We start from the raw sequence: 19,617 nt of genomic DNA on the forward strand, positions 1-19,617 counted from the left end.
TTCGCCAGCCTGGCTGATCCCTGGCTGGGACACCGATTTGGCGCTGGGATAAGCATAGCCATTGATGGGCCGGAGCCCTGTCCGTGGCCGGTCAAGCCAGCCCGCGTTCGGCCCAGACCCTGGCCGCGCTGTGATGCAGGATGCCGTGGCGGCGGGCACGGCTCGGGGCGCGGCAACTCGGCGTCGCGGGTCAGGCCGCTGGCCACCAGGTGATCGCGCAGCAGGCGGAACTTCTCCATGGGGAAGCGATGAGCGGCCGGGAAGGGTGGGCTGTAGTCGTCGTGATAGACCGGCGGCAGGCGCATACAATGGCACTCTTTAATGCAGCGCCCGAGTATGGCGACGCTGCCTGGGCCGACTCAAGCGGAGCCATGATGACCGAACTGGACGCCGTGCGCGCCTATCACCAGCTGAGCAAGCACCAGCCGCAACGCTTCGCCCCCGGGCCGGGACAGTTGGAGTGGGCGACTCAGCCGGCTGCTTTTCGCCGTTACCGCGGCGCGCGCCTGATCGAGCTGTGGCAGCGGCCGCTGCAGGAGTCGCCCGACTACGACGCGGTGTTCGCCGCGCCCCTGGGCGCACCGGCGCCGCTGAATCGGGCCAGCCTGTCGCAGCTGCTGTACGACAGCCTGGCGCTGTCGGCCTGGAAGGAGGCCGGCGGCAGCCGCTGGGCGCTGCGGGTCAATCCGTCGTCGGGCAACCTGCACCCGACCGAGGCTTATCTGTTGTTGCCGGCCGGCAGCCTGCAGGCCGAGGCCTTGCTCGCCCATTACACGGCCGACGCCCATGCCCTGGAAGTGCGTGGCGAACTGCCGGCGCCGCTGGCCGTGCAACTGTCCCAGGCGTTGCCGGCGGGCGGCTGCCTGCTGGCGCTGGCCAGCATTGCCTGGCGCGAGGCGTGGAAGTACGGCGAGCGCGCCTACCGTTACTGCCAGCACGACCTCGGCCATGCCCTGGCCGCGCTGGCGATTGCCGCCAGCGGACTGGGCTGGCAGGTGCGCCTGCTGCGCGGGGTGGCCGAGGCGCGGCTGGATGCGCTGTTCGGCCTGGATCGCGCGGGTTTTGCCGAGGCCGAGCACGTCGACTGCCTGCTGTGGATCGGTTCGGCCCAGGCCAGCGAGTTCGCCCTGCCCGACAGCCTGTTGCAGGGCTTGGCCGCACTGGAACTGCAGGGCACGCCCAAGCGTCTGTCGCGCCAGCAGCGCGCCTGGCCGGAGTTGGCGCGGGTGCAGGCGTTGTGTCGCGCGCCGGTCTTGCCTGCGCAGCCTTGGCTGAGCGAAGCCGGTCGCGCGCCGGCGGACAATCCCGGCCTGCCGCTGCGGCCGATCCTGCATCGCCGGCGCAGCGCGCAAGCCATGGACGGCCAGAGCGGGATTCACGCCGAGCTGTTGTTCGCCTGGTTGCAGCGGCTCATGCCGAGCCATTCGCCGGTGCCTTTGGCGCTGACCGGGGAGGCGGCACAGGTCGACCTGCTGCTGTTCGTCCACCGGGTGCAGGGCCTGGAGCCCGGTCTGTACTGGTTGGCGCGGGTCGATGGCCAGGCGCAACGCGGGCTGCGCGAGGATTTTCTCTGGCAGCGGGCACACGCCGAATTGCCGCTGTACCGCCTGCTCGAAGGCGATGCCCGCGGCCTGGCGGAGTTTCTCTCCTGCGGGCAGGACATCGCCAGCGCCGGCTGCGTGGCCCTGGCCATGCTCAGCCGCTTCGACACGGCCCTGGCAGCCGGCGCCTGGCGCTATCCGCGCTTGTACTGGGAGTGCGGGCAAATCGGCCAGTTGCTCTACCTGGAAGCCGAGGCGGCGGGTCTTTCCGCTACCGGTATCGGCTGTTTTTTCGACGATTCGGTACATGAATTGCTCGGACTTGCCGACAGCCGCTGGCAAAGTCTTTACCATTTCACCCTGGGTCGGGCGGTGTGGGATGAACGCCTCAGTTCCCTGCCGGCCTACCCCGAATTGCGCTTGCCGCTTATCTAGCGACTACTGGAGAACATTTACATGAGTCAGGTACTGGACGAATTGGTCGCCCTGTTGAGTCTGGAGGCCATCGAAGAGAACCTCTTTCGAGGCGTCAGCCAGGATCTGGGCTTTCGTCAGCTGTTCGGCGGCCAGGTGCTCGGTCAGTGCGTCTCGGCGGCCAGCCAGACGGTCGAGGCCGATCGCCATGTGCACTCGCTGCACGGCTACTTTCTGCGTCCCGGCGATGTTGCATTGCCGGTGGTCTATCAGGTCGAGCGGGTGCGCGATGGCGGCAGCTTCAGCACCCGGCGGGTGACGGCGGTGCAGAAGGGCAAGCCGATCTTCACCTGCAGCGCCTCCTTCCAGTACGACGAGGACGGCTTTCAGCATCAGAGCCCGATGCCGGATGTGCCGGCGCCGGAAGGCTTGAAGTCGGAAACCGAGCTGGCCCGGCTGGTCGTCGACTCGCTGCCCGAGCGCATGCGCGAGCGCGCGGTGAGCGACAAGCCGATCGAGATCCGCCCGGTGACGGTCGCCAACCCCTTCGCCCCCGAGCCGAGCGAGCCGGTCAAGTATGTGTGGTTCCGCGCCGCCGGCGAGCTGCCGGACGATCCGCAATTGCACAAGTACCTGCTCGGCTATGCCAGCGACTTCAACCTGCTGACCACCTCGATGCTGCCCCATGGCGTGTCGGTGTGGCAAAAGTTCATGCAGGTCGCCAGCCTCGACCATTCGCTGTGGTTCCACGGCAACCTGCGCATGGACGACTGGCTGCTCTATGCCATGGACAGCCCCTGGGCCGGCAATGCCCGGGGCTTCGCCCGCGGCAGCATCTTTAATCGTCAGGGCCAACTGGTCGCCTCGGTCGCCCAGGAAGGCCTGACCCGAATCCGTGAGGATTGGAAGTGAGCCGCGAGGACTGGAAATAATGAGGCTGCAAACGGCGCGCCACTGGGTGTTCGACATGGACGGCACCCTGACTCTGGCGGTGCATGATTTCGAGGCGATCAAGCGCTCGCTGGACATCCCCCTGGCGGACGACATTCTCCACCACCTGGCGGCCTTGCCCGAGGACGTGGCGGCGGCCAAATACGCCTGGCTGCTGGAGCACGAGCGCGAGCTGGCGCTGGGCGCCGAGCCGGCCGAGGGGGCCATTGAACTGGTGCGCACGCTGCACGGGCGCGGTTGCCGGCTCGGCATCCTCACCCGCAACGCCCATGAGTTGGCGCTGCTGACCCTGCAGGCGATCGGCCTGGGCGATTGTTTCGCCAGCGCCGACATCCTCGGTCGCGACGAGGCGCCGCCCAAACCTCATCCCGGCGGTTTGCTGCACCTGGCCGAGCGCTGGCAGGTGGCGCCGGGCGAGCTGGTGATGGTCGGCGACTACCGCTTCGACCTGGAATGCGCCCGCGCCGCCGGTGCCTGCAGCGTGCTGGTCAATCTGGCGGAGAACCCCTGGCCGGAACTGGCCGATCACTTCGCGGTGGATTGCGCGGCGCTGCAGCGCGCGTTGTAGAGCACCCCGGATTGCATCCGGACTACGGGGGCGCGGTGTCTTTCAATGGCCGCCGCCGGTTTCCAGATCCTTGAGGATCGGGCAGTCGGGACGGTCGTCGCCCTGGCAGTGTTGCATCAGCTCCTGCAGGGTGTCGCGCAGGCTACTGAGCTCGGCGATCTTGTGGTTGAGCTCGGCGACATGCCCGGCGGCCAGCGCCTTGACGTCGGCGCTGGCGCGCTGGCGATCCTGCCACAGCGCCAGTAACTGGCTGACCCCGGCCAGGGAAAAGCCCAGATCCCGCGCGCGCTTGATAAAGCTCAGGCGATGCAGGTCTTGCGCGCCGTACTGGCGATAGCCGCTGTCGCTACGTCCGGCGGCCGGCAGCAGCTCGATGCTCTCGTAGTAGCGGATCATCTTGGCGCTGAGGCCGGTCTTCTGCGCGGCTTGGCCGATGTTCATGGGCGGTCTCCGAAACGTCGTTCGTAGGATGTTGGTCGTAGGTTGGGTTAGCGGCGGCTGCACTCCCGAGCAAGCCGCAGATGCGAGACGCCGCGTAACCCAACAGAGCGTCAGCAGGTACGCCGCAATGATGGGTTACGCCGCGCAGAAAACGCGATCTTGCCGGGCATCGCCTGGGCGGCTAACCCATCCCTACGATCTGTCCGTGAAATCGTGATCGCGGGCATGGCCCGCTCCTACAGGGTTATTGGCGATCTTTCGGCTTCCAGGTCTTCAGCAGCAGCGCATTGCTCACCACGCTGAGGCTGGACAAGGCCATGGCGGCGCCGGCGAGCATCGGGTTGAGCAGGCCGGCGGCGGCCAGGGGGATGCCGACCAGGTTGTAGACGAAGGCCCAGAACAGGTTCTGCCGAATCTTGTTGTAGGTGCGTCGGCTGATATCCAGCGCCGCCGGCACCAGGCGCGGGTCGCCGCGCATCAGGGTGATGCCGGCGGCATGCATGGCCACGTCGGTGCCGCTGCCCATGGCGATGCCGACATCGGCGGCGGCCAGCGCCGGAGCATCGTTGATGCCGTCGCCGACCATCGCCACCACCCCGGTTTGCCGCAGTTCGGCGATGATCGCCGCCTTGTCCGCCGGCAGCACTTCGGCGTGCACGGCATCGATGCCCAGGGCGCCGGCCACGGCCGTGACGCTGCCGCGGTTGTCGCCGCTGATCAGGTGGCTGCCGATGCCTTGCGCCTTGAGCTGGGCGATGGCCTCGGCGGCGCCGGTTTTGAGGGTGTCGCCAAAGGCGAACAGGCCCAGCACCCGGGGCGTGGGCGCCTGTTCGATCAGCCAGGACAGGGTGCGGCCTTCGGCCTCCCAGGCCAGCGCCTCGGCCGTCAGGGGTTCGCTGTGCAGCCAGCGCTCCTCGAGCAGGCGTTTGTTGCCCAGGGCCAGCTGGCGTTCGCCGATCTGTCCGGCAATCCCGCGCCCGGCCAGGGCCTGGCTGTCGGCCACCTCGGCCAACGGCAACTGGCGGGCAGTGCATTCGTCCAGCACCGCCTTGGCCAGCGGGTGTTCGCTGCCGCGCTGCAGGGCGCCGGCCAGTTGCAGCAGGCTGGCGGTGTCGCCATCGAGCGCGCTCAGGTGGGCGATGCGTGGCGTGCCGGAGGTCAGGGTACCGGTCTTGTCGAACGCCACCGCCGTCACCCCGTGGGCCACTTCCAGGGCTTCGGCGTCCTTGATCAGGATGCCGTGGTGCGCGGCCACCCCGGTGCCGGCCATGATCGCCGTGGGCGTGGCCAGGCCGAGGGCGCAGGGGCAGGCGATCACCAGCACCGCCACGGCGTTGAGCAGGGCGACTTGCAGGGGCGCACCGAGCAGCAGCCAGACCAGCAGGGTGGCCAGGGCGAGCAGCAGCACCGTCGGCACGAACACCTGGCTGACCTTGTCCACTAGTTTCTGGATCGGTGCCTTGGCCGCCTGGGCGTCCTCGACCAGGCGGATGATCTGCGCCAGCACGGTTTCCGCACCCAGGGCGCCGACTTCGATCAGCAGACGGCCTTCGCCGTTGATCGCCCCGGCGGTGACCTTGTCGCCCGGCTGCTTGGGTTGCGGCAGGCTCTCGCCGCTGATCAGCGCCTCGTCGGCATGGCTCTGGCCTTGCAGTACCTGGCCGTCGACCGGGAAGCGCTCGCCGGGTTTGACCACCACCCGATCGCCCAGGGCCAGGGCGCTCAGGGCCACCCACTGCTCGACGCCATCGCGCAGGCGCAGCGCCTGTTCCGGACGCAGGGCCTGCAAGGCGCGGATGGCGCTGGTGGTCTGCCGCTTGGCGCGGCTTTCCAGGTATTTGCCGAGCAGGATCAGGCTGATGATCACCGCCGAGGCCTCGAAATACAGCTGCGGCATCGCGCCGCTCGGGGCGATCGCCCATTGATACAGGCTCAGGCCGTAGGCGGCGCTGGTGCCCAGGGCAACCAGTTGATCCATGTTGCCGGCAGCGGCACGCAGGGCCAGCCAGGCGGCGCGGTAGAAACGCGCGCCGAGGACGAACTGCACCGGCGTGGCCAGGGCGAATTGCAGCCAGGCCGGCAGCATCCAGTGGCCGCCAAACGGCTCCGCCAGCATCGGGATCAGCAGCGGCGCGGTGAGCAGCAAGGCCAGCGCCAGGATCCAGCGCTCGCGCTGCAAATGCCGTTCGGCCTGGGGCTTGGCGGGCGTGTCGCTGTCCACCAGGCTGGCCGTGTAGCCGGCTTTGGCGACCGCTTGCAACAGGCTTTGCGGGTCGAGCCCCGCGGTCACTTGCAGCAGCGCTTGCTCGGTGGCCAGGTTGACGCTGGCCGTCAGCACCCCTGGCAGTTGCGCCAGGGCGCGCTCGACGCGGCCGACGCAACTGGCGCAGGTCATGCCGCCGATGGCCAGCTCCAGGCGTTCGCTGGGCACTTCATAGCCGGAGCCTGCAACGGCGGCGAGCAACTGCCCGAAGCTGTCCGCTGGCGCCTCGATACGCGCCAGTTCGCTGGCCAGGTTGACGTTGGCGCTGGCGACGTTGGGCACTTTGCGCAAGGCGCGCTCGACTCGCCCGGCGCAGCTGGCGCAGGTCATGCCCCTGATGGGCAGGTCGAAAGTGGTCAAGCTGGACATGCAGGAGCCTCCGCGGGGTTCCCGTACAGGATCAACCTTGACCCCTGGGTAAGGTCAAGCGTTGTTTTATGCCTTGACCTTACCCAGGGGGGAGGGCCGAAACTGAGCGCCTCCCGTAAAGGGGCCATACATTCAATCAGGAGGTTGCAGATGCAAGCATCAAAGGTTCACACGTTCAGGATCGAAGGCATGACCTGCGAGCATTGCGTGAAGACGGTTACCGAGGCCTTGCAGGCGCGAGACCCGGCTGCCGAGGTCAAGGTCAAGTTGCAAGGTGGTGAGGCGCGAGTGGTCAGCAGCCTGTCGAGCGATGAGCTGATCATCGCGATTGCCGAGGCCGGTTATGGGGCTGGCCTGGCGTAACGACGCCTGCCTGGCTGCGCGAGCGCGAGTCTCCAGGCCGGAGTGGTGCACGCCTTGCTCCAGAAAGAGGCGGGTTACGTGGTGCGGCGCATGGCGGCAGAGGGATAGCTGACTAGACTCATCTGGGAAACAGAGAGTAGTGATTTTACGCGTTGTGGCCTGTTTACATGCAGGCGCGTATCTAACTAGCATCCTCGCCCTCTTGTGCGCCCTGTATTGTCATGGAGACATCTATGCCCGTTGCCCAACGCTTCACCCTCGTTTTGGGGCTTCTCGCCTTGACTGCCCTGGCGCCCATTGTCCAGGCCGCCGATGCGCCGCCGGCCCCCGAAGTGCTGGTGGAAACCGTCAAGGCTGCGCCGCTGCCGCTGGAGCTGGAGTATGCCGCGCGTACCGCAGGCTTTCGCGAGGTGCAGGTGCGCGCCCAGGTCAGCGGCATCCTGCAGGAGCGCACCTACCTGGAGGGTAGTCAGGTCAAGCAGGGCCAGGTGCTGTTCCGTATCGAGCCGCGCACCTACCAGGCCGCCCTTGGCCGTGCCAAGGGCGCGCTGGCCCAGGAGCAGGCACGCTACCGGCAGACCGAGCGCGACCTCAAGCGTACCCGCGAATTGCAGAAGAAGGGCTACGCCAGCGAGAGCGAACTGGACAACGCGATCTCCAACTTCGAGCAGAGCAAGGCCAACATCCAGGCGGCCGAAGCCGAGGTGCAAGCCAAGCAGATCGACCTCGACTATTGCACCGTGACGGCGCCGATCTCCGGCATCACCAGCAAGGAAACCGTCTCCGAAGGCAGCCTGATGGTGGCGGGCGACCCGAACGCCAGCCTGCTGACCAACATCACCCAGCTCGACCCGATCTACGTCAACTTCGCCGCTCCCGACCGCGACGTGGAAAGCATGCGCAGCGGCCTGCAGAGCGGTGCCCTGGTCTTGCCGGAGGACGGCCAGATGAGCGTCGCCATCAAGTTCGGCGACGGCTCCAGCTATCCGCTGGAGGGCAAGGTGAACTTTACCGACAGCCTGGTCGACCGCAGCACCGGCACCATCAGCGCGCGCGCCCTGGTGCCGAATCCGGATCAAGCGCTGTTGCCCGGGCAGTTCGTGCGGGTGCTGGTCAAGGGCATCACCCTGCCGCATGCCATCACCCTGCCGGAGCGGGCAGTGGCCCAGGGGCCACGCGGCACCTTCGTCTATGTGGTGGACGAGCAGGGCATCGCGCGCGTGCGCCAGGTCAGCACCGGGCACACCGCCGCGGGCCGCTGGGTGATCGAGTCCGGCGTCAGTGCAGGCGACCGGGTGATAGTCGAGGGCCTGCCCAAGGTGCGTCCGGATACGCCGGTGAAAAGCAGCGAAGCCGCTGTCCAACCCGCCAAACAGTCCTAAGGAGCGTATCCCGTGCTCTCACGCTTCTTTATCGACCGGCCGATTTTCGCCGCGGTCATCTCCATCGTCATCATGCTCGCCGGCCTGATGGCCATGAGTGCATTGCCGATTGCCCAGTACCCGCAGATCCTGCCGCCGCAGGTGTCGGTCAGCGCCAGCTATTCCGGCGCCAGCGCCCAGGTGATCGCCGAAACCGTGGCCGCGCCGCTGGAGCAGTCGATCAACGGCGTCGAGGGGATGATCTACCAGCAGTCCAACTCCGGCGGCAACGCCATGAGCCTGTCGGTGTATTTCGAGGTCGGCACCGACCCGGATCAGGCCACCATCGACGTCAACAACCGGGTGCAGTCGGCCCTGGCCAAGCTGCCGGAAGAGGTGCGCCGGCTGGGGGTCAAGGTCGAGAAGAAGTCCTCCGACATTCTCCAGGTGGTCACCCTGTACTCGCCGGACGACTCGCGCGACCCGGTGTATATCAGCAACTACGCGCTGATCAACGTGATCGACGAACTCAAGCGCCTGCCCGGCGTCGGCGATGCCCGCCAGTTCGGCTCCAAGGACTACTCCATGCGCATCTGGCTGCGCCCGGACAAGCTGGCGCAGTACGACTTGACGCCCAGCGATGTGGTCGCCGCGATCCGCGAGCAGAACTCGCAGTTCGCCGCCGGCAGCTTCGGCCAGCCGCCGCTGCAGCAGGCGCAGGACTTCACCTACACGGTGACCACCCAGGGCCGCTTCACCGATCCTGCGGAGTTCGAGAGCGTGATCCTGCGCACCGACCAGACCGGCGCCAGCCTGCTGCTCAAGGACGTGGCGCGGATCGAACTGGGCGCCCAGGATTACTCGCTGATGACCTCGCTCAACGGCCAGCAGAACGCCGCCTTCGGCATCTACCTACAGCCGGGCGCCAACGCCCTGGACACCGCCGCCGCGGTGCAGAGCACCCTCGAGCGGCTGTCGCAGCGCTTCCCCGAGGGCATCAGCTACAAGATTCCCTACGACACCACCAAGTTCGTCAAGGTCTCCATCGAGGAGGTGATCCATACCTTCTTCGAGGCCCTGGCGCTGGTGGTGCTGGTGGTGTTCATCTTCCTGCAGAACTGGCGTGCCTCGCTGATTCCGTTGCTGGCGATCCCGGTGTCGCTGGTCGGCACCTTCGCCGGCATGCACCTGCTGGGTTTCTCGATCAATCTGCTGACCCTGTTCGGCCTGGTACTGGCCATCGGCATCGTGGTGGACGACGCCATCGTGGTGATCGAGAACGTCGAACGCTCGATGAGCGTCGATAAGCTCGGCCCGCGCGAGGCCACCATCAAGGCGATGGAGGAGGTCACCGGGCCGATCATCGCCACCAGCCTGGTGCTGATCGCGGTGTTCGTGCCGGTGGGCTTCCTCGGCGGCCTGGCCGGGGAGATGTACAAACAGTTCGCCATCACCATCGCCGTGTCGGTGGCGATCTCCAGCGTGGTCGCGCTGACCCTGAGCCCGGCCCTGTGCGCCCTGTTGCTGAAGCCGGGACAGCATCAGCCGGCGGCGCCGTTTCGCCTGTTCAATCGGCTGTTCGAGCGTCTGACCGATGGCTACACCAGCGGCGTGCGCTTCTTCCTCAAGCGTTCGCTGGTCGGCCTGCTGCTGTTCGGCGCGATGATCGCGGCGATGTTGCTGCTGTTTGCCCAGGTGCCCAGTTCCTTGGTGCCGGACGAAGACCAGGGCTATGTTCTCAACGCCTACTTCCTGCCGCCGGCCGCCTCGCTGACCCGCACCGAGGCGCTCACCAGCGACGTGACCCGGCAGTTGATGGCGCACCCGGCGGTGGAGGACGTGGTCACCTTCGCCGGCTTCGACATCCTCACCTTCGGCAACCGCAGCAACGCCGGGGTGTCCTTCGTGCCGCTGAAGGATTGGAGCGAGCGCACCACGCCGGAGCTGGATGCGCGCAACCTGACCCGCGAATTCATGGCCATCGGCGCGGCGCAGAAGGACGGCGTGGTGCTGAGTTTCAACCCGCCGCCGATCACCGGCATGAGCACCACCGGCGGTTTCGAGGGCTATATCCAGGACCGCAGCGGCGGCAGCACCGAACAGCTGGCGGCCAAGGTCGCGGCCTTTGTCCAGGCGGTCAACCAGCGCCCGGAACTGGCCGGGGTGCAGAGCACCTTCAGCGCCAACGTGCCGCAGTACTACATCGACCTCGACCGCATCAAGGCACGCGCCCTGGGCGTGACCGTCAACGATGTGTTCACCGCCATGCAGGCGACCTTCGGCAGCTATTACGTCAACGACTTCAGCCTGTATGGGCGCACCTGGCAGGTCAGCCTGCAGTCCGAGGCGGAGTTCAGGCGCAAGCCGGAAGACCTGGCCCAGGTCTACGTGCGTTCGGCCGGCGGCGAACTGGTGTCGCTGTCGAGCCTGGTCAAGGTCGAGCGCATCCTCGGCCCGGACAGCTACGCGCGTTTCAACGTCTACCCGGCGGCGAAGATCCTCGGTGGCCCGGCGCCCGGTTACAGCTCCGGACAGGCTCTGGCGGCGGTGCAGGAAGTCGCCGATGAGGTGCTCGGCAGCGACTACAGCATCGGCTGGACCGGCTCGGCCTACCAGGAGCTGGCGACTGCGGGCTCGGGCGGCACGGCATTTATCTTCGGCCTGATCATGGTGTTCCTGATCCTCGCCGCCCAGTACGAACGCTGGACGCTGCCGCTGGCGGTGATCACCGCGGTGCCCTTCGCGGTGTTCGGCGCGATCCTCGCGGTGTGGCTGCGCGGCATCGAGAACGATGTGTACTTCCAGGTCGGTCTGATCACCCTGATCGGTCTGGCGACCAAGAACGCCATCCTCATCATCGAGTTCGCCATGCTCTGCCGGCAGCAGGGCATGAGTATCTTCGAGTCGGCGCTGGAGGCCTCGCGCCTGCGTTTCCGGCCGATCGTCATGACCTCGCTGGCCTTCGTCCTCGGCGTCATGCCGCTGGTCATCAGCAGCGGCGCCGGCTCGGCCAGCCGCCACTCGATCGGCACCGGGGTGCTCGGCGGCATGCTCGCGGCGACCGTGCTGGCGGTGTTCCTGATCCCGATGTTCTTCCTGCTGGTGGAGTCGCTGGCCGCCAAGTTGGGCAAAGCCAAGGGCAAGCAGGTTGCCGAGGCCGATCCCGGCGAGTAATGCCCGATAACCCGCCGTCCTGCGCCAGGATGGCGGCGTTGGGTTTTTTGGGTTTTGTGGCGGGGGCTGCCCGCTGTCCGCGGCGGGGATCTACTCGCGGCTGAAGCCGTTCCTACACAAGCACTGTCCCCGCATGCAATACCTAACGGGGATATCGCCGTTGAACAACTGCTGCACTCGGCTCTGCGGCATCGCCCCGCCGCGAAGCGGAGGAATAGCCGAAGGCTGCCGGCAAGGCGCTCGGCAGGCGATCATCGCTGGCGCTGGCGCTGTTGCACGGCCAGGCCGGCTAGCCGGGCGAACTCGGTGACCAGGGTTATGTCGGCCTTGCTCGGCCGCTGCGGCTGGGCGTAATAGATGCCGAAGGTGCCGAGCACCCGAGCGGCGGCGTCCTTGAACGGCAGCGACCAGCAGGCTTGTAGGCCGGCGGCCAGGGCCGGGGTGCGCAGCGCCGGCCAGTAGGGGTGGGTCTCGAGGTTTTCGGCGATGACCAGTTCGCCGCTGCACGCGGCGTGTCCGCATGAACCGAGTTCGAGTTGCGCCTGTCGGCCGTCGATGACCTGTCGATAAGGTTCGGGCAGGCTGGGGGCGGCGGCCACATGCAGGCGCTGCTGTTCGTCCAGCAGCATGATCGACACCAGCATGCGCGGATTGAGATCCTGCAAGCGGCGGCAGATGCCGTCGAGGATGTGCGCCAGGGGCCGGCGGGCGAGCAGTTCATCGAGTACCGCATTGCGTGCGTGTTGCAGTTGCTGCTCTTGGTGGCGCTCATGGATGTCATGCAGGCTGCCGTTGAGCAGCTTGGCCGACGGGCTGCGATCCAGCTGAATGTCGATCCAGCGCAGTTGGCCCTGGCGGCTGAGCAGGCGGAATTCGCCGCGCAGGCCGGTCTGCTGGCCGCTGTCGATGGCCGCGATCTGCTGGTCGAAGCGCGCCGCGTCGGCGCTGTCGAGAAACTGCGCCAGCGGGCGGCCGAGGCATTCGTGGCAGGCGTAGCCGCTGAGCTTCTCCCAGGCCGGATTGAGAAACTCCAGGTGCCCGCTGGCGTCCGTCAGCACTATCACGTCAGTCAGCTGCTCGACCAGTTCGCGGTAACGCGCCTCGCTGGTTTGCAGTTCGAGATTGATCTGCTTCTGTTCGCTGAGGTCGATGTCGATGCAGTACAGCTCCAACTGGTCGCGGCTGTTGCGCAGTATCGAGTGGCTGGAATAAACCCACACCTTGCTGCCGTCCTTACGCTGCAACTGCAGTTCCGCTGCGGGAATCGACGGGCCGCCGAGCAGCCAGCGGTTGATTGCGCTGATGACCTGATTGCGCGCGGCAGGCGGGATGATCAACTCCTCCAGACGCTGCCCCATGGCCTCCTGCAGGCTATAGCCATAGAGTTGGGTACTGGCCTGGTTCCAGTAGATCACCCGGCGTGTGCGATCGTAGCCCTGCACGGCAATGTGCGGGATCTGCTCGAACAGTTGGCGGAAGCGCTGCTCGCTTTCGCGCAGGGCGATTTCGTCGTGCTTCTGGTGGCTGATGTCTTGCACGGTGCCGAGGATCTGGCCGCTGTCTTCCGCCTCGCCACGCAGCATCAGCCAGGTCACCGGCTGCCGCTGCGGTTGCCGCAGGCGGGCACTGACCGCCAGCGGTGTGTGCTGTTCCAGTAGGGCCTGCAGGGCACGTTGTAGGGCCGACCGCTCGGCCGGGTAGAACCAACTGAGCAGTTGCTCGGCGTCGCTGTATTCGCTGCCCGGGTCGCGGCCGAGCAGTTGCAGGGCCTCGGGGCTCCAGTGGAAGCGGCCATCATGTTCCCAGCTGCCCAGGGCGGCGTTGCGCTGGCTCTGTTGCAGCAAGCGGGTGTTGCGCGTCAGGGCGTTGAGCAGCTCGCCCTGGGCGCAGCGGTCACGGTAACTGAGGGAGAAAATCAGTAGGCTGCTGAGCAGGACGAAGAGCATGCCCTTGACGGTTTGCAGTTGGTTGCTCAATACACTGTCGTTGACCATGGCCATCAGCAGGTAGTCGCTGGAGAGAATCCAAATGCTGCTGAACAGGATATAGGCGCCGGCCAGGCGCAGTGGGGCGATTAGATCGGAGCGCATCCTTACCACCGATAAGTAACGGGTTCGCCACAGCCAGGGACGGCTGGACATACCGGAGCGTAATGGCAGTCTAGCCGGATGTCGGCCGCTTGCTTGCGGGAAAGGGCGGCCGCGCAACGATGCCCGCCCAGCGCCCGGAAAAGCGCCGGGAGTGCTCGCCCAGGCCTCAGCGGCCCAGCTGCGGGTTATCGATCAATGCCAGACGGCCTTGCGGCGCCAAGGCTTCGACCAGTTGCTCGAAGTGCCGGCCGGGCGGCTCAAGGTGTTGCTGGCGCACTGGCTGGGCGAGTTCGTGCCGCTACGCTGCGGCGAATTGCTGGCGCATGCACCCTGGCAGAACTAGACTCCCGCCGGACAATGCTGCGGCAATTGACCGCAGCCGGCTGGCGCGGATAGCGCCTGAATCCGATGTTAGAGTCGCGCCCCATGAAACTGACCCGTGCCGACCGTTCGCTGCTTGCCTGGATGCTGTATTTCAGCGTCCTGTTCAGTGCGCTCGCCTGCAGCATCGGTCACGGTCAGATGGCCGGTATGCAGCTCAGCGGCCTGGACGGCCAGTATTGTTCCGTCGATGGCAATTTTGGCGCCGGGATAGATTTGCCCGGTTCCGCCAGCGTCCCGTTGAACTTGGCCGCGGGTTCCGCTTGCTCGCTGTGTTCCACCTTCAGTGCCCTGATCCTGGCGGCCTTCTTCGGCTTGCTCGGGCTGCTCGGTGCCAGCCGTCAGCCGCTCGCCGCGCCGTTGCGCGCCGGCCGCCCTGTCCGCTATCTCTGGCCCTCGGCCAATCCCCGCGCCTCCCCGCTGCTCGCTTGACCCCGTCCTGAGCCGGCGCGCCCATTGGGTGCAGCGGCCAAGCCATAACAATATTTCGAGCGAACGCCTGCCTGTGACCGACCCCGCGCTATGCGTGGTGCGGTTTGCTCGGGCGGCACCTGAGTTTCAAGGGGAAGCACCCATGCGTCATCTATATCTGTTCAGCCTGTTGGCGCTGAGCATCGGTCTGGCCCATGCCGAGAATGTGCAGCTAGCGGACAGCATCGTAATCGGCAAGCAACAGCCTGACCCTACTGCGCCAAGCATCGAAGAGAAGCGCGCCGAATTCGCCCATATTCCCGGTGGCGCCAGTGTGGTCGATGCCGAGACCTACAAGACCGGGCGCAGCAGCACCTTGCAGGATGCCCTGGGGCTGGCCACTGGCGTCTTCATCCAGCCACGTTTCGGTGCCGAGGAGGCGCGCTTGTCGATCCGCGGCTCGGGCCTGCAGCGCACCTTTCATGGCCGTGGCCTGCTGCTGCTGCAGGACGGCGCGCCGGTCAACCTGGCCGACGGCAGTTTCGACTTCCAGACCATCGAGCCGCTGGCGGCCAACCACATCGAGGTGCTGCGCGGCGCCAATGCCTGGCGCTATGGCGCGACCAATCTCGGCGGGGCGATCAACTTCGTCACCCCCACCGGCAAGACGGCGGCGCCGGTGGATCTGCGTGTCGAGGGCGGCAGCTTCGGTTACCAGCGCCTGTACGGCGCCTTCGCCGAGGATTTCGGCGACTGGGACGGTTTCCTCAGCATCGCCGACTCCAGCCAGGACGGTTTCCGCGACCATGCCCGGCAGGACAACCAGCGCTATTTCGCCAACCTCGGCGGGCGCCTCAACGAACGCTTGTCTACGCGCTTTTACCTGACCCACGTGGAGACCGACTCCGAGCTGCCGGGCAACCTGAGCAAGGCGCAGTTGCGTAAGGATCCCAGGCAGGCCAACGCCGGCAGTGTGAGCAACGACAACAGGCGCGACTTCACCCTCAACCGCCTGGGCAATATCACCAGCCTGCAACTGAACGGCGGGCATAGCCTGGAGCTGTCGAGCTTCTACAGCGAGAAGTCGATGTCCCACCCGATCTTCCAGGTGCTGAACATCGACAGCGAGGACTACGGCCTGCGCCTGGCGCACAAGTGGCAGAACGCCGAGGGCTGGCGCTGGGTCGGCGGCGTCGAGGCCAACCAGGGGCGCAACTGGGACTCGCGCTACCGGAATGTCAGTGGACATAAAGGGCAGAAGGTCAACGAGCTGCACCAGACCGCGCGCAGCCTGAATGCCTTCGCCGAGCTGGAAGTACCGCTGGCCGAACGCTGGGCGCTGATCGGCGGCGGCGCCTGGCTGCATCAGGAACGGGATGTCGATGATCGTCTGCGCTGCAACTCCTTCGTCCCGGGCTTCTGTCTGGCCCAGGACGAATCGTTCAATGAGACTTATGTCGGCCGCGCCGGCCGCATCGGCCTGCGCCATGACCTGAGCGAGGGCGTGCAGCTGTTCGTCAACCTCAGCCAGAGCTTCGAGCCGCCGACCTTCAGCGAGCTGACTGGCGGCCAGGTGGTGAGCAAGAACGATGCGCAACGGGCCAACACCCTGGAGGCCGGCATGCGCTGGTCGCGTGACGAGCTCGAGCTGGATCTGGCGGTTTACCGCAGCGAAATCCGCGACGAGCTGCTGTCGCTCAACGACGTCGACGGCGATCCGCTGGGCACCGTCAACGCCGACCGCACCCTCCATCAGGGCATCGAACTGGGCGGCGCGCTGACCCTGGGCCAGATCGTGCTGCGCGGCCAGTACCTGCTCAACGACTTCCGCTTCGACAACGACGCGGTCTACGGCGACAACCGCCTGGCCGGCGTCCCGCGCCAGTTCGTCAAGGGCGAGGCGCTGTGGCAGCAGGGCGGCTGGTATGCCGGGCCGACTTTCGAGTGGGTGCCGAGCCACTACAGCGTCGACCAGGCCGCGAGCCTGTACGCCGAGGGCTACGCGCTCTGGGGTCTGAAGGGCGGCTACCGGCCGAGCGAGGGCCTGGGCTTCTTCGTCGAGGGGCGCAACCTGTCGGACAAGAGTTACATCGCCACCACCGGGGTGATCGCCGATGCGCGGGGACAGGACAGCGCGCAGTTCCTGCCCGGCGATGGCCGTGCCCTGTATGCCGGCCTGGAGTGGCGGCTTTAACAGGCCGCGTCACTCCCGATTATCCCGTGGCAACTAGAGGAGTAGAACCATGAAACAGACCCCCCCGTCGTTCTACAACCTGGCCTGGCGCTGGCATTTCTACGCCGGGCTGTTCGTCATTCCCTTCCTGATCCTGCTGTCGCTAACCGGCATCATCTACCTGTTCAAGCCGCAGCTGGATCAGCTGATGTATGCCGACTTGCTGCAGGTGCCGGTGGCCGAGCAGCGCCTGAGCGCCGACCAGCAATGGGCGGTGATCCAGCAGGCCTATCCACAGGCGACGCTCCAGCAGTATTTGCCGCCGGTTGCCGAGGGGCGCAGCGCGCAGTTCGTCGTCGACAGCGAGGGACAAGGCCTCAACCTGTTCGTCGACCCCTACCGAGGTCGGGTGCTAGGCAGTCAGGATGCGCAGAACAACCTGCAGGCGATTGCTCGCGCACTGCACGGCGAGCTGATGATTGGCACGCTCGGCGACCGCCTGGTCGAACTGGCCGCCGGCTGGGGCATCGTTCTGCTGGTGTCCGGGCTGTACCTCTGGTGGCCGCGCGGCAGTGGCGGCGCCGGGGTGGTGTGGCCGCGTCTGGCCAGTCGCGGCCGGCTGTTCTGGCGCGACCTGCACGCGGTCAGCGGCTTCTGGGGTTCGCTGCTGTTGCTGTTCATGCTGCTCACCGGGATGACCTGGACCGGCTTCTGGGGCGCGCAGTTCGCCGGCGCCTGGAACCATTTCCCGGCGGCCATGTGGGAGGACGTGCCGAAATCGACGCAACTCGCCGGCAGCCTCAATAACAGCACCCGGCAGACCGTGGCCTGGGCGGTGGAAACCACGCCGCTGCCGGTGTCCGACCCGCACGCCGCGCATAACGGCCAGGCCGCCAGCGCTGCCAGCGCTGCCGGCGTGCCGGCGGCGCAGATCGGCCTGCAGCGGGTGGTCGATACCGCCAGCGCGCGCGGCGTGCAGCCGGGTTACAGCATCACCCTGCCGAAAGGCGTAGAGGGGGTGTACAGCGTTGCGCTGTTCGCCGACGATCCGCGTAACGACGCCACCCTGCACCTCGACCAATACAGCGGCGCGGTGCTCGCCGATGTGCGCTGGCAGGACTATGGCGTGGTGGCGAAAACCGTGGAAACCGGGGTAGTGCTGCATGAGGGCAAGCTGTTCGGCTTGGCCAACCAGTTAGTGATGCTGGCGGTCTGCCTGCTGGTGCTGCTCAGTGCGGTCAGCGGCCTGGTGCTGTGGTGGAAGCGCCGCCCGGCCGGGCGTTTCGGCGTGCCGCCATTACGTCATGACCTGCCGCGGTGGAAAGCCGCGATCGTCATCATGCTGCTGCTCGGTGCTGCCTTTCCGTTGGTGGGCGCGTCGTTGCTGCTGATCTGGGCATTGGATTGGTTGCTATTCTCCCGCTTAGGCTCGACGCCCGACTTGCAGGCGGGCTAAATCATGGTCGTCCTAGCCTCTTTCGATACGCCACTCATCATCCCAAGGAGAAACACCATGCGCATGAAGAAAGCCCTGCTGACGGCCGCGCTGCTCGGCGCCAGCCTGTTCGCCAGTGCCCATGAATACAGTTCCGGCGATTTGCACATCGCTCACCCCTGGTCGCGGGAAATGCCGCCGGTGGCGCCGAGTGCCGCCGCCTATTTTGTAGTGCATAACCAGGGCAGCGAGGCAGATCGCCTACTGAGCGTCAGTACGCCGCACGCCGGTAAGGCCGAGATTCATGAGCATGTGCACGCCGCTGGGCTGATGAAGATGCAGCAGGTGCAGAGCGTTGCGGTGCCTGCCGCTGGCGAAGTCAGGTTCGAGCCCATGGGTTACCACGTCATGTTGTTCAATCTGAAACAGCAGGCCAAAGACGGCGAGCGCTTTCCGCTGACCCTGATCTTCGAGAAGGCCGGTGCGGTTGAGGTGGACGTGGCGGTGCAGAATCAGCCACCCGCCCATTAGTATTGAGCGCTCGCCGGCGCATAACCAGGAGTCCGCCCGGACTCCTGGTCAGCCCAGTGGCAGTTTTGCTTGAGCTAGCGGCCTTGCGGCAAGGCTTCACGCCAGCCGCGCCTCCAGGCTGTTCTGCGCCAGGCGTCCGGCCTGCTCCTGGGTCATGCCCAGGCCCTCGTGCAGGGCGGCGAAGTTCTCGCTGACGTAGCCGCCGAAGTAGGCCGGGTCGTCCGAGTTGACCGTGACCTTGACCCCGCGCTCGAGCATCTCGAGGATGTTGTGCTGGCGCATGTCGGCGAACACCCGCAGCTTGATATTCGACAGCGGGCAGACCGTCAGCGGGATCTGCTCGTCGATGATCCGCTGCATCAGCCGCTCGTCCTCGATGGCGCGCACGCCGTGGTCGATACGCTGCACCTTGAGCAGATCCAGGGCCTGCCAGATGTACTCCGGTGGGCCTTCCTCGCCGGCGTGGGCGACGCACAGCAAACCCTCGCTGCGCGCCTTGGCGAACACCCGCTGGAACTTGCTCGGCGGGTGGCCCAGCTCGGAGCTGTCCAGGCCCACGGCGACGAAGGCATCGCGAAACGGCAGGGCCTGTTGCAGGGTGTCGAAGGCCTGCTCCTCGGACAGATGGCGGAGGAAACTGAGGATCAGAGCGTGGCTGATGCCCAACTGTTTTTCGCCATCGACCAGCGCCTGCTTGATCCCGCGCAGCACCACCTCGAAGGGAATGCCGCGCTCGGTGTGGGTCTGCGGGTCGAAGAAGGGCTCGGTGTGGATGACGTTCTGCGCCTGGCACTTGAGCAGGTAGGCCCAGGTCAGATCGTAGAAGTCCTGCTCGCTGCGCAACACATCGGCGCCCCGGTAATACAGGTCGAGGAATTCCTGCAGGTTGTTGAAGGCGTAGGCGCCGCGCAGCGCCCCGACATCCGGCCAGGGCAGGGCGATCTTGTTGCGCTCGGCCAGGGCGAACAGCAGTTCGGGTTCCAGCGAGCCTTCCAGGTGCAGGTGCAGTTCGGCCTTGGGCAGGGCGTTGAGCCAGTCGTACATGGTTGGTTCTCTCAATCGGGCGTAGTCGGTAGGCAGTTTAACCCTTGGCATAATGTCAGCGTCGCCCCCGATGGGTATCGCCCGCTCAACCGCATCCTGCGGTCTGT

Annotated in this window: 15 protein-coding genes and 1 pseudogene; 11 read left to right on the plus strand and 5 right to left on the minus strand. The window is 66.4% G+C overall.

The window, feature by feature from the left end; genetic code table 11:
* Positions 1-149: 149 nt before the first annotated feature.
* Positions 150-305 (minus strand): annotated as a pseudogene (locus tag P8H27_RS04380) (histone deacetylase); the annotation flags it as partial.
* A gap of 69 nt (positions 306-374) precedes the next feature.
* Between P8H27_RS04380 and P8H27_RS04385 the strand changes: the two are divergent.
* The 3 genes from P8H27_RS04385 to P8H27_RS04395 are packed head-to-tail and all read left to right on the plus strand — an operon-like array spanning position 375 to position 3,474.
* On the plus strand, positions 375-1,976 hold the full coding sequence (locus P8H27_RS04385; RefSeq protein WP_289635429.1) for a SagB/ThcOx family dehydrogenase: 1,602 nt from the start codon (positions 375-377) through the stop codon (positions 1,974-1,976).
* A gap of 21 nt (positions 1,977-1,997) precedes the next feature.
* Positions 1,998-2,867: an acyl-CoA thioesterase II gene (tesB, locus tag P8H27_RS04390; protein WP_289635430.1), complete on the plus strand. Its 870-nt coding sequence runs from the start codon at positions 1,998-2,000 to the stop codon at positions 2,865-2,867.
* Positions 2,868-2,886: 19 nt separating this feature from the next.
* Positions 2,887-3,474, plus strand: a complete 588-nt coding sequence (locus tag P8H27_RS04395) for an HAD family hydrolase (RefSeq protein WP_289635431.1) — start codon at positions 2,887-2,889, stop codon at positions 3,472-3,474.
* A 42-nt stretch (positions 3,475-3,516) separates the two neighbouring features.
* Here P8H27_RS04395 and cueR read toward each other — a convergent pair whose 3' ends face one another.
* The gene (gene cueR, locus P8H27_RS04400) at positions 3,517-3,915 is read right to left on the minus strand and encodes a Cu(I)-responsive transcriptional regulator (RefSeq protein ID WP_289635432.1); all 399 of its coding nucleotides are present in this window, start codon (positions 3,913-3,915) and stop codon (positions 3,517-3,519) included.
* Between the two features lie 244 nt (positions 3,916-4,159).
* Entirely contained in the window at positions 4,160-6,547 is a 2,388-nt protein-coding gene (locus P8H27_RS04405; RefSeq protein WP_289635433.1) for a heavy metal translocating P-type ATPase, read from the minus strand.
* A gap of 150 nt (positions 6,548-6,697) precedes the next feature.
* On the opposite strand from P8H27_RS04405, the gene P8H27_RS04410 reads away from it, so the two are divergent.
* The 3 genes from P8H27_RS04410 (at position 6,698) to P8H27_RS04420 (ending at position 11,445) form a co-directional block, all read left to right on the plus strand.
* Positions 6,698-6,910 carry a heavy-metal-associated domain-containing protein gene (locus P8H27_RS04410; protein WP_289635434.1) on the plus strand — a complete coding sequence of 71 codons (213 nt, stop codon included), beginning with the start codon at positions 6,698-6,700 and terminating at the stop codon, positions 6,908-6,910.
* Positions 6,911-7,143: 233 nt separating this feature from the next.
* Complete coding sequence (locus P8H27_RS04415; RefSeq protein WP_289635435.1) at positions 7,144-8,292, plus strand: efflux RND transporter periplasmic adaptor subunit; 1,149 nt, start codon at positions 7,144-7,146, stop codon at positions 8,290-8,292.
* Positions 8,293-8,304: 12 nt separating this feature from the next.
* Positions 8,305-11,445: an efflux RND transporter permease subunit gene (locus P8H27_RS04420; RefSeq protein WP_289635436.1), complete on the plus strand. Its 3,141-nt coding sequence runs from the start codon at positions 8,305-8,307 to the stop codon at positions 11,443-11,445.
* A gap of 251 nt (positions 11,446-11,696) precedes the next feature.
* Here the strand turns inward: P8H27_RS04420 and P8H27_RS04425 are convergent, their stop codons facing one another.
* Entirely contained in the window at positions 11,697-13,535 is a 1,839-nt protein-coding gene (locus P8H27_RS04425; protein ID WP_289635437.1) for a bifunctional diguanylate cyclase/phosphodiesterase, read from the minus strand.
* A 151-nt stretch (positions 13,536-13,686) separates the two neighbouring features.
* Between P8H27_RS04425 and P8H27_RS04430 the strand changes: the two genes are divergently transcribed.
* The 5 genes from P8H27_RS04430 to P8H27_RS04450 all read left to right on the plus strand — a co-directional run bounded on the left by P8H27_RS04430 (position 13,687) and on the right by P8H27_RS04450 (position 18,466).
* Complete coding sequence (locus P8H27_RS04430) at positions 13,687-13,878, plus strand: hypothetical protein (RefSeq protein ID WP_289635438.1); 192 nt, start codon at positions 13,687-13,689, stop codon at positions 13,876-13,878.
* 83 nt (positions 13,879-13,961) lie between these two features.
* Positions 13,962-14,348 carry a DUF2946 domain-containing protein gene (locus tag P8H27_RS04435; RefSeq protein ID WP_289635439.1) on the plus strand — a complete coding sequence of 129 codons (387 nt, stop codon included), beginning with the start codon at positions 13,962-13,964 and terminating at the stop codon, positions 14,346-14,348.
* Positions 14,349-14,490: 142 nt separating this feature from the next.
* Positions 14,491-16,521 (plus strand): TonB-dependent receptor, encoded by a 2,031-nt coding sequence (locus tag P8H27_RS04440; protein WP_289635440.1) that lies wholly within the window; start codon positions 14,491-14,493, stop codon positions 16,519-16,521.
* A 49-nt stretch (positions 16,522-16,570) separates the two neighbouring features.
* The gene (locus P8H27_RS04445; RefSeq protein WP_289635441.1) at positions 16,571-17,956 is read left to right on the plus strand and encodes a PepSY domain-containing protein; all 1,386 of its coding nucleotides are present in this window, start codon (positions 16,571-16,573) and stop codon (positions 17,954-17,956) included.
* A gap of 57 nt (positions 17,957-18,013) precedes the next feature.
* Positions 18,014-18,466: a copper chaperone PCu(A)C gene (locus tag P8H27_RS04450; RefSeq protein WP_289635442.1), complete on the plus strand. Its 453-nt coding sequence runs from the start codon at positions 18,014-18,016 to the stop codon at positions 18,464-18,466.
* Between the two features lie 96 nt (positions 18,467-18,562).
* Here P8H27_RS04450 and P8H27_RS04455 read toward each other — a convergent pair whose 3' ends face one another.
* On the minus strand, positions 18,563-19,510 hold the full coding sequence (locus P8H27_RS04455; protein ID WP_289635443.1) for an adenosine deaminase: 948 nt from the start codon (positions 19,508-19,510) through the stop codon (positions 18,563-18,565).
* Between the last annotated feature and the right edge of the window lie 107 nt (positions 19,511-19,617).

This window comes from Pseudomonas sp. sp1636 (genome assembly GCF_030376615.1).
Taxonomy (GTDB): domain Bacteria; phylum Pseudomonadota; class Gammaproteobacteria; order Pseudomonadales; family Pseudomonadaceae; genus Aquipseudomonas.

Excerpts from the sequence above, each read along its gene's own strand:
- P8H27_RS04445 (WP_289635441.1), top strand. The coding sequence starts at position 16,571 with ATGAAACAGACCCCCCCGTCGTTCTACAACCTGGCCTGGCGCTGGCAT.
- P8H27_RS04385 (WP_289635429.1), top strand. The coding sequence starts at position 375 with ATGACCGAACTGGACGCCGTGCGCGCCTATCACCAGCTGAGCAAGCAC.
- P8H27_RS04435 (WP_289635439.1), top strand. The coding sequence starts at position 13,962 with ATGAAACTGACCCGTGCCGACCGTTCGCTGCTTGCCTGGATGCTGTAT.
- P8H27_RS04395 (WP_289635431.1), top strand. The coding sequence starts at position 2,887 with ATGAGGCTGCAAACGGCGCGCCACTGGGTGTTCGACATGGACGGCACC.
- P8H27_RS04440 (WP_289635440.1), top strand. The coding sequence starts at position 14,491 with ATGCGTCATCTATATCTGTTCAGCCTGTTGGCGCTGAGCATCGGTCTG.
- P8H27_RS04405 (WP_289635433.1), bottom strand. The coding sequence starts at position 6,547 with ATGTCCAGCTTGACCACTTTCGACCTGCCCATCAGGGGCATGACCTGC.
- P8H27_RS04450 (WP_289635442.1), top strand. The coding sequence starts at position 18,014 with ATGCGCATGAAGAAAGCCCTGCTGACGGCCGCGCTGCTCGGCGCCAGC.
- P8H27_RS04455 (WP_289635443.1), bottom strand. The coding sequence starts at position 19,510 with ATGTACGACTGGCTCAACGCCCTGCCCAAGGCCGAACTGCACCTGCAC.
- P8H27_RS04415 (WP_289635435.1), top strand. The coding sequence starts at position 7,144 with ATGCCCGTTGCCCAACGCTTCACCCTCGTTTTGGGGCTTCTCGCCTTG.
- P8H27_RS04425 (WP_289635437.1), bottom strand. The coding sequence starts at position 13,535 with ATGCGCTCCGATCTAATCGCCCCACTGCGCCTGGCCGGCGCCTATATC.
- tesB (WP_289635430.1), top strand. The coding sequence starts at position 1,998 with ATGAGTCAGGTACTGGACGAATTGGTCGCCCTGTTGAGTCTGGAGGCC.
- cueR (WP_289635432.1), bottom strand. The coding sequence starts at position 3,915 with ATGAACATCGGCCAAGCCGCGCAGAAGACCGGCCTCAGCGCCAAGATG.
- P8H27_RS04410 (WP_289635434.1), top strand. The coding sequence starts at position 6,698 with ATGCAAGCATCAAAGGTTCACACGTTCAGGATCGAAGGCATGACCTGC.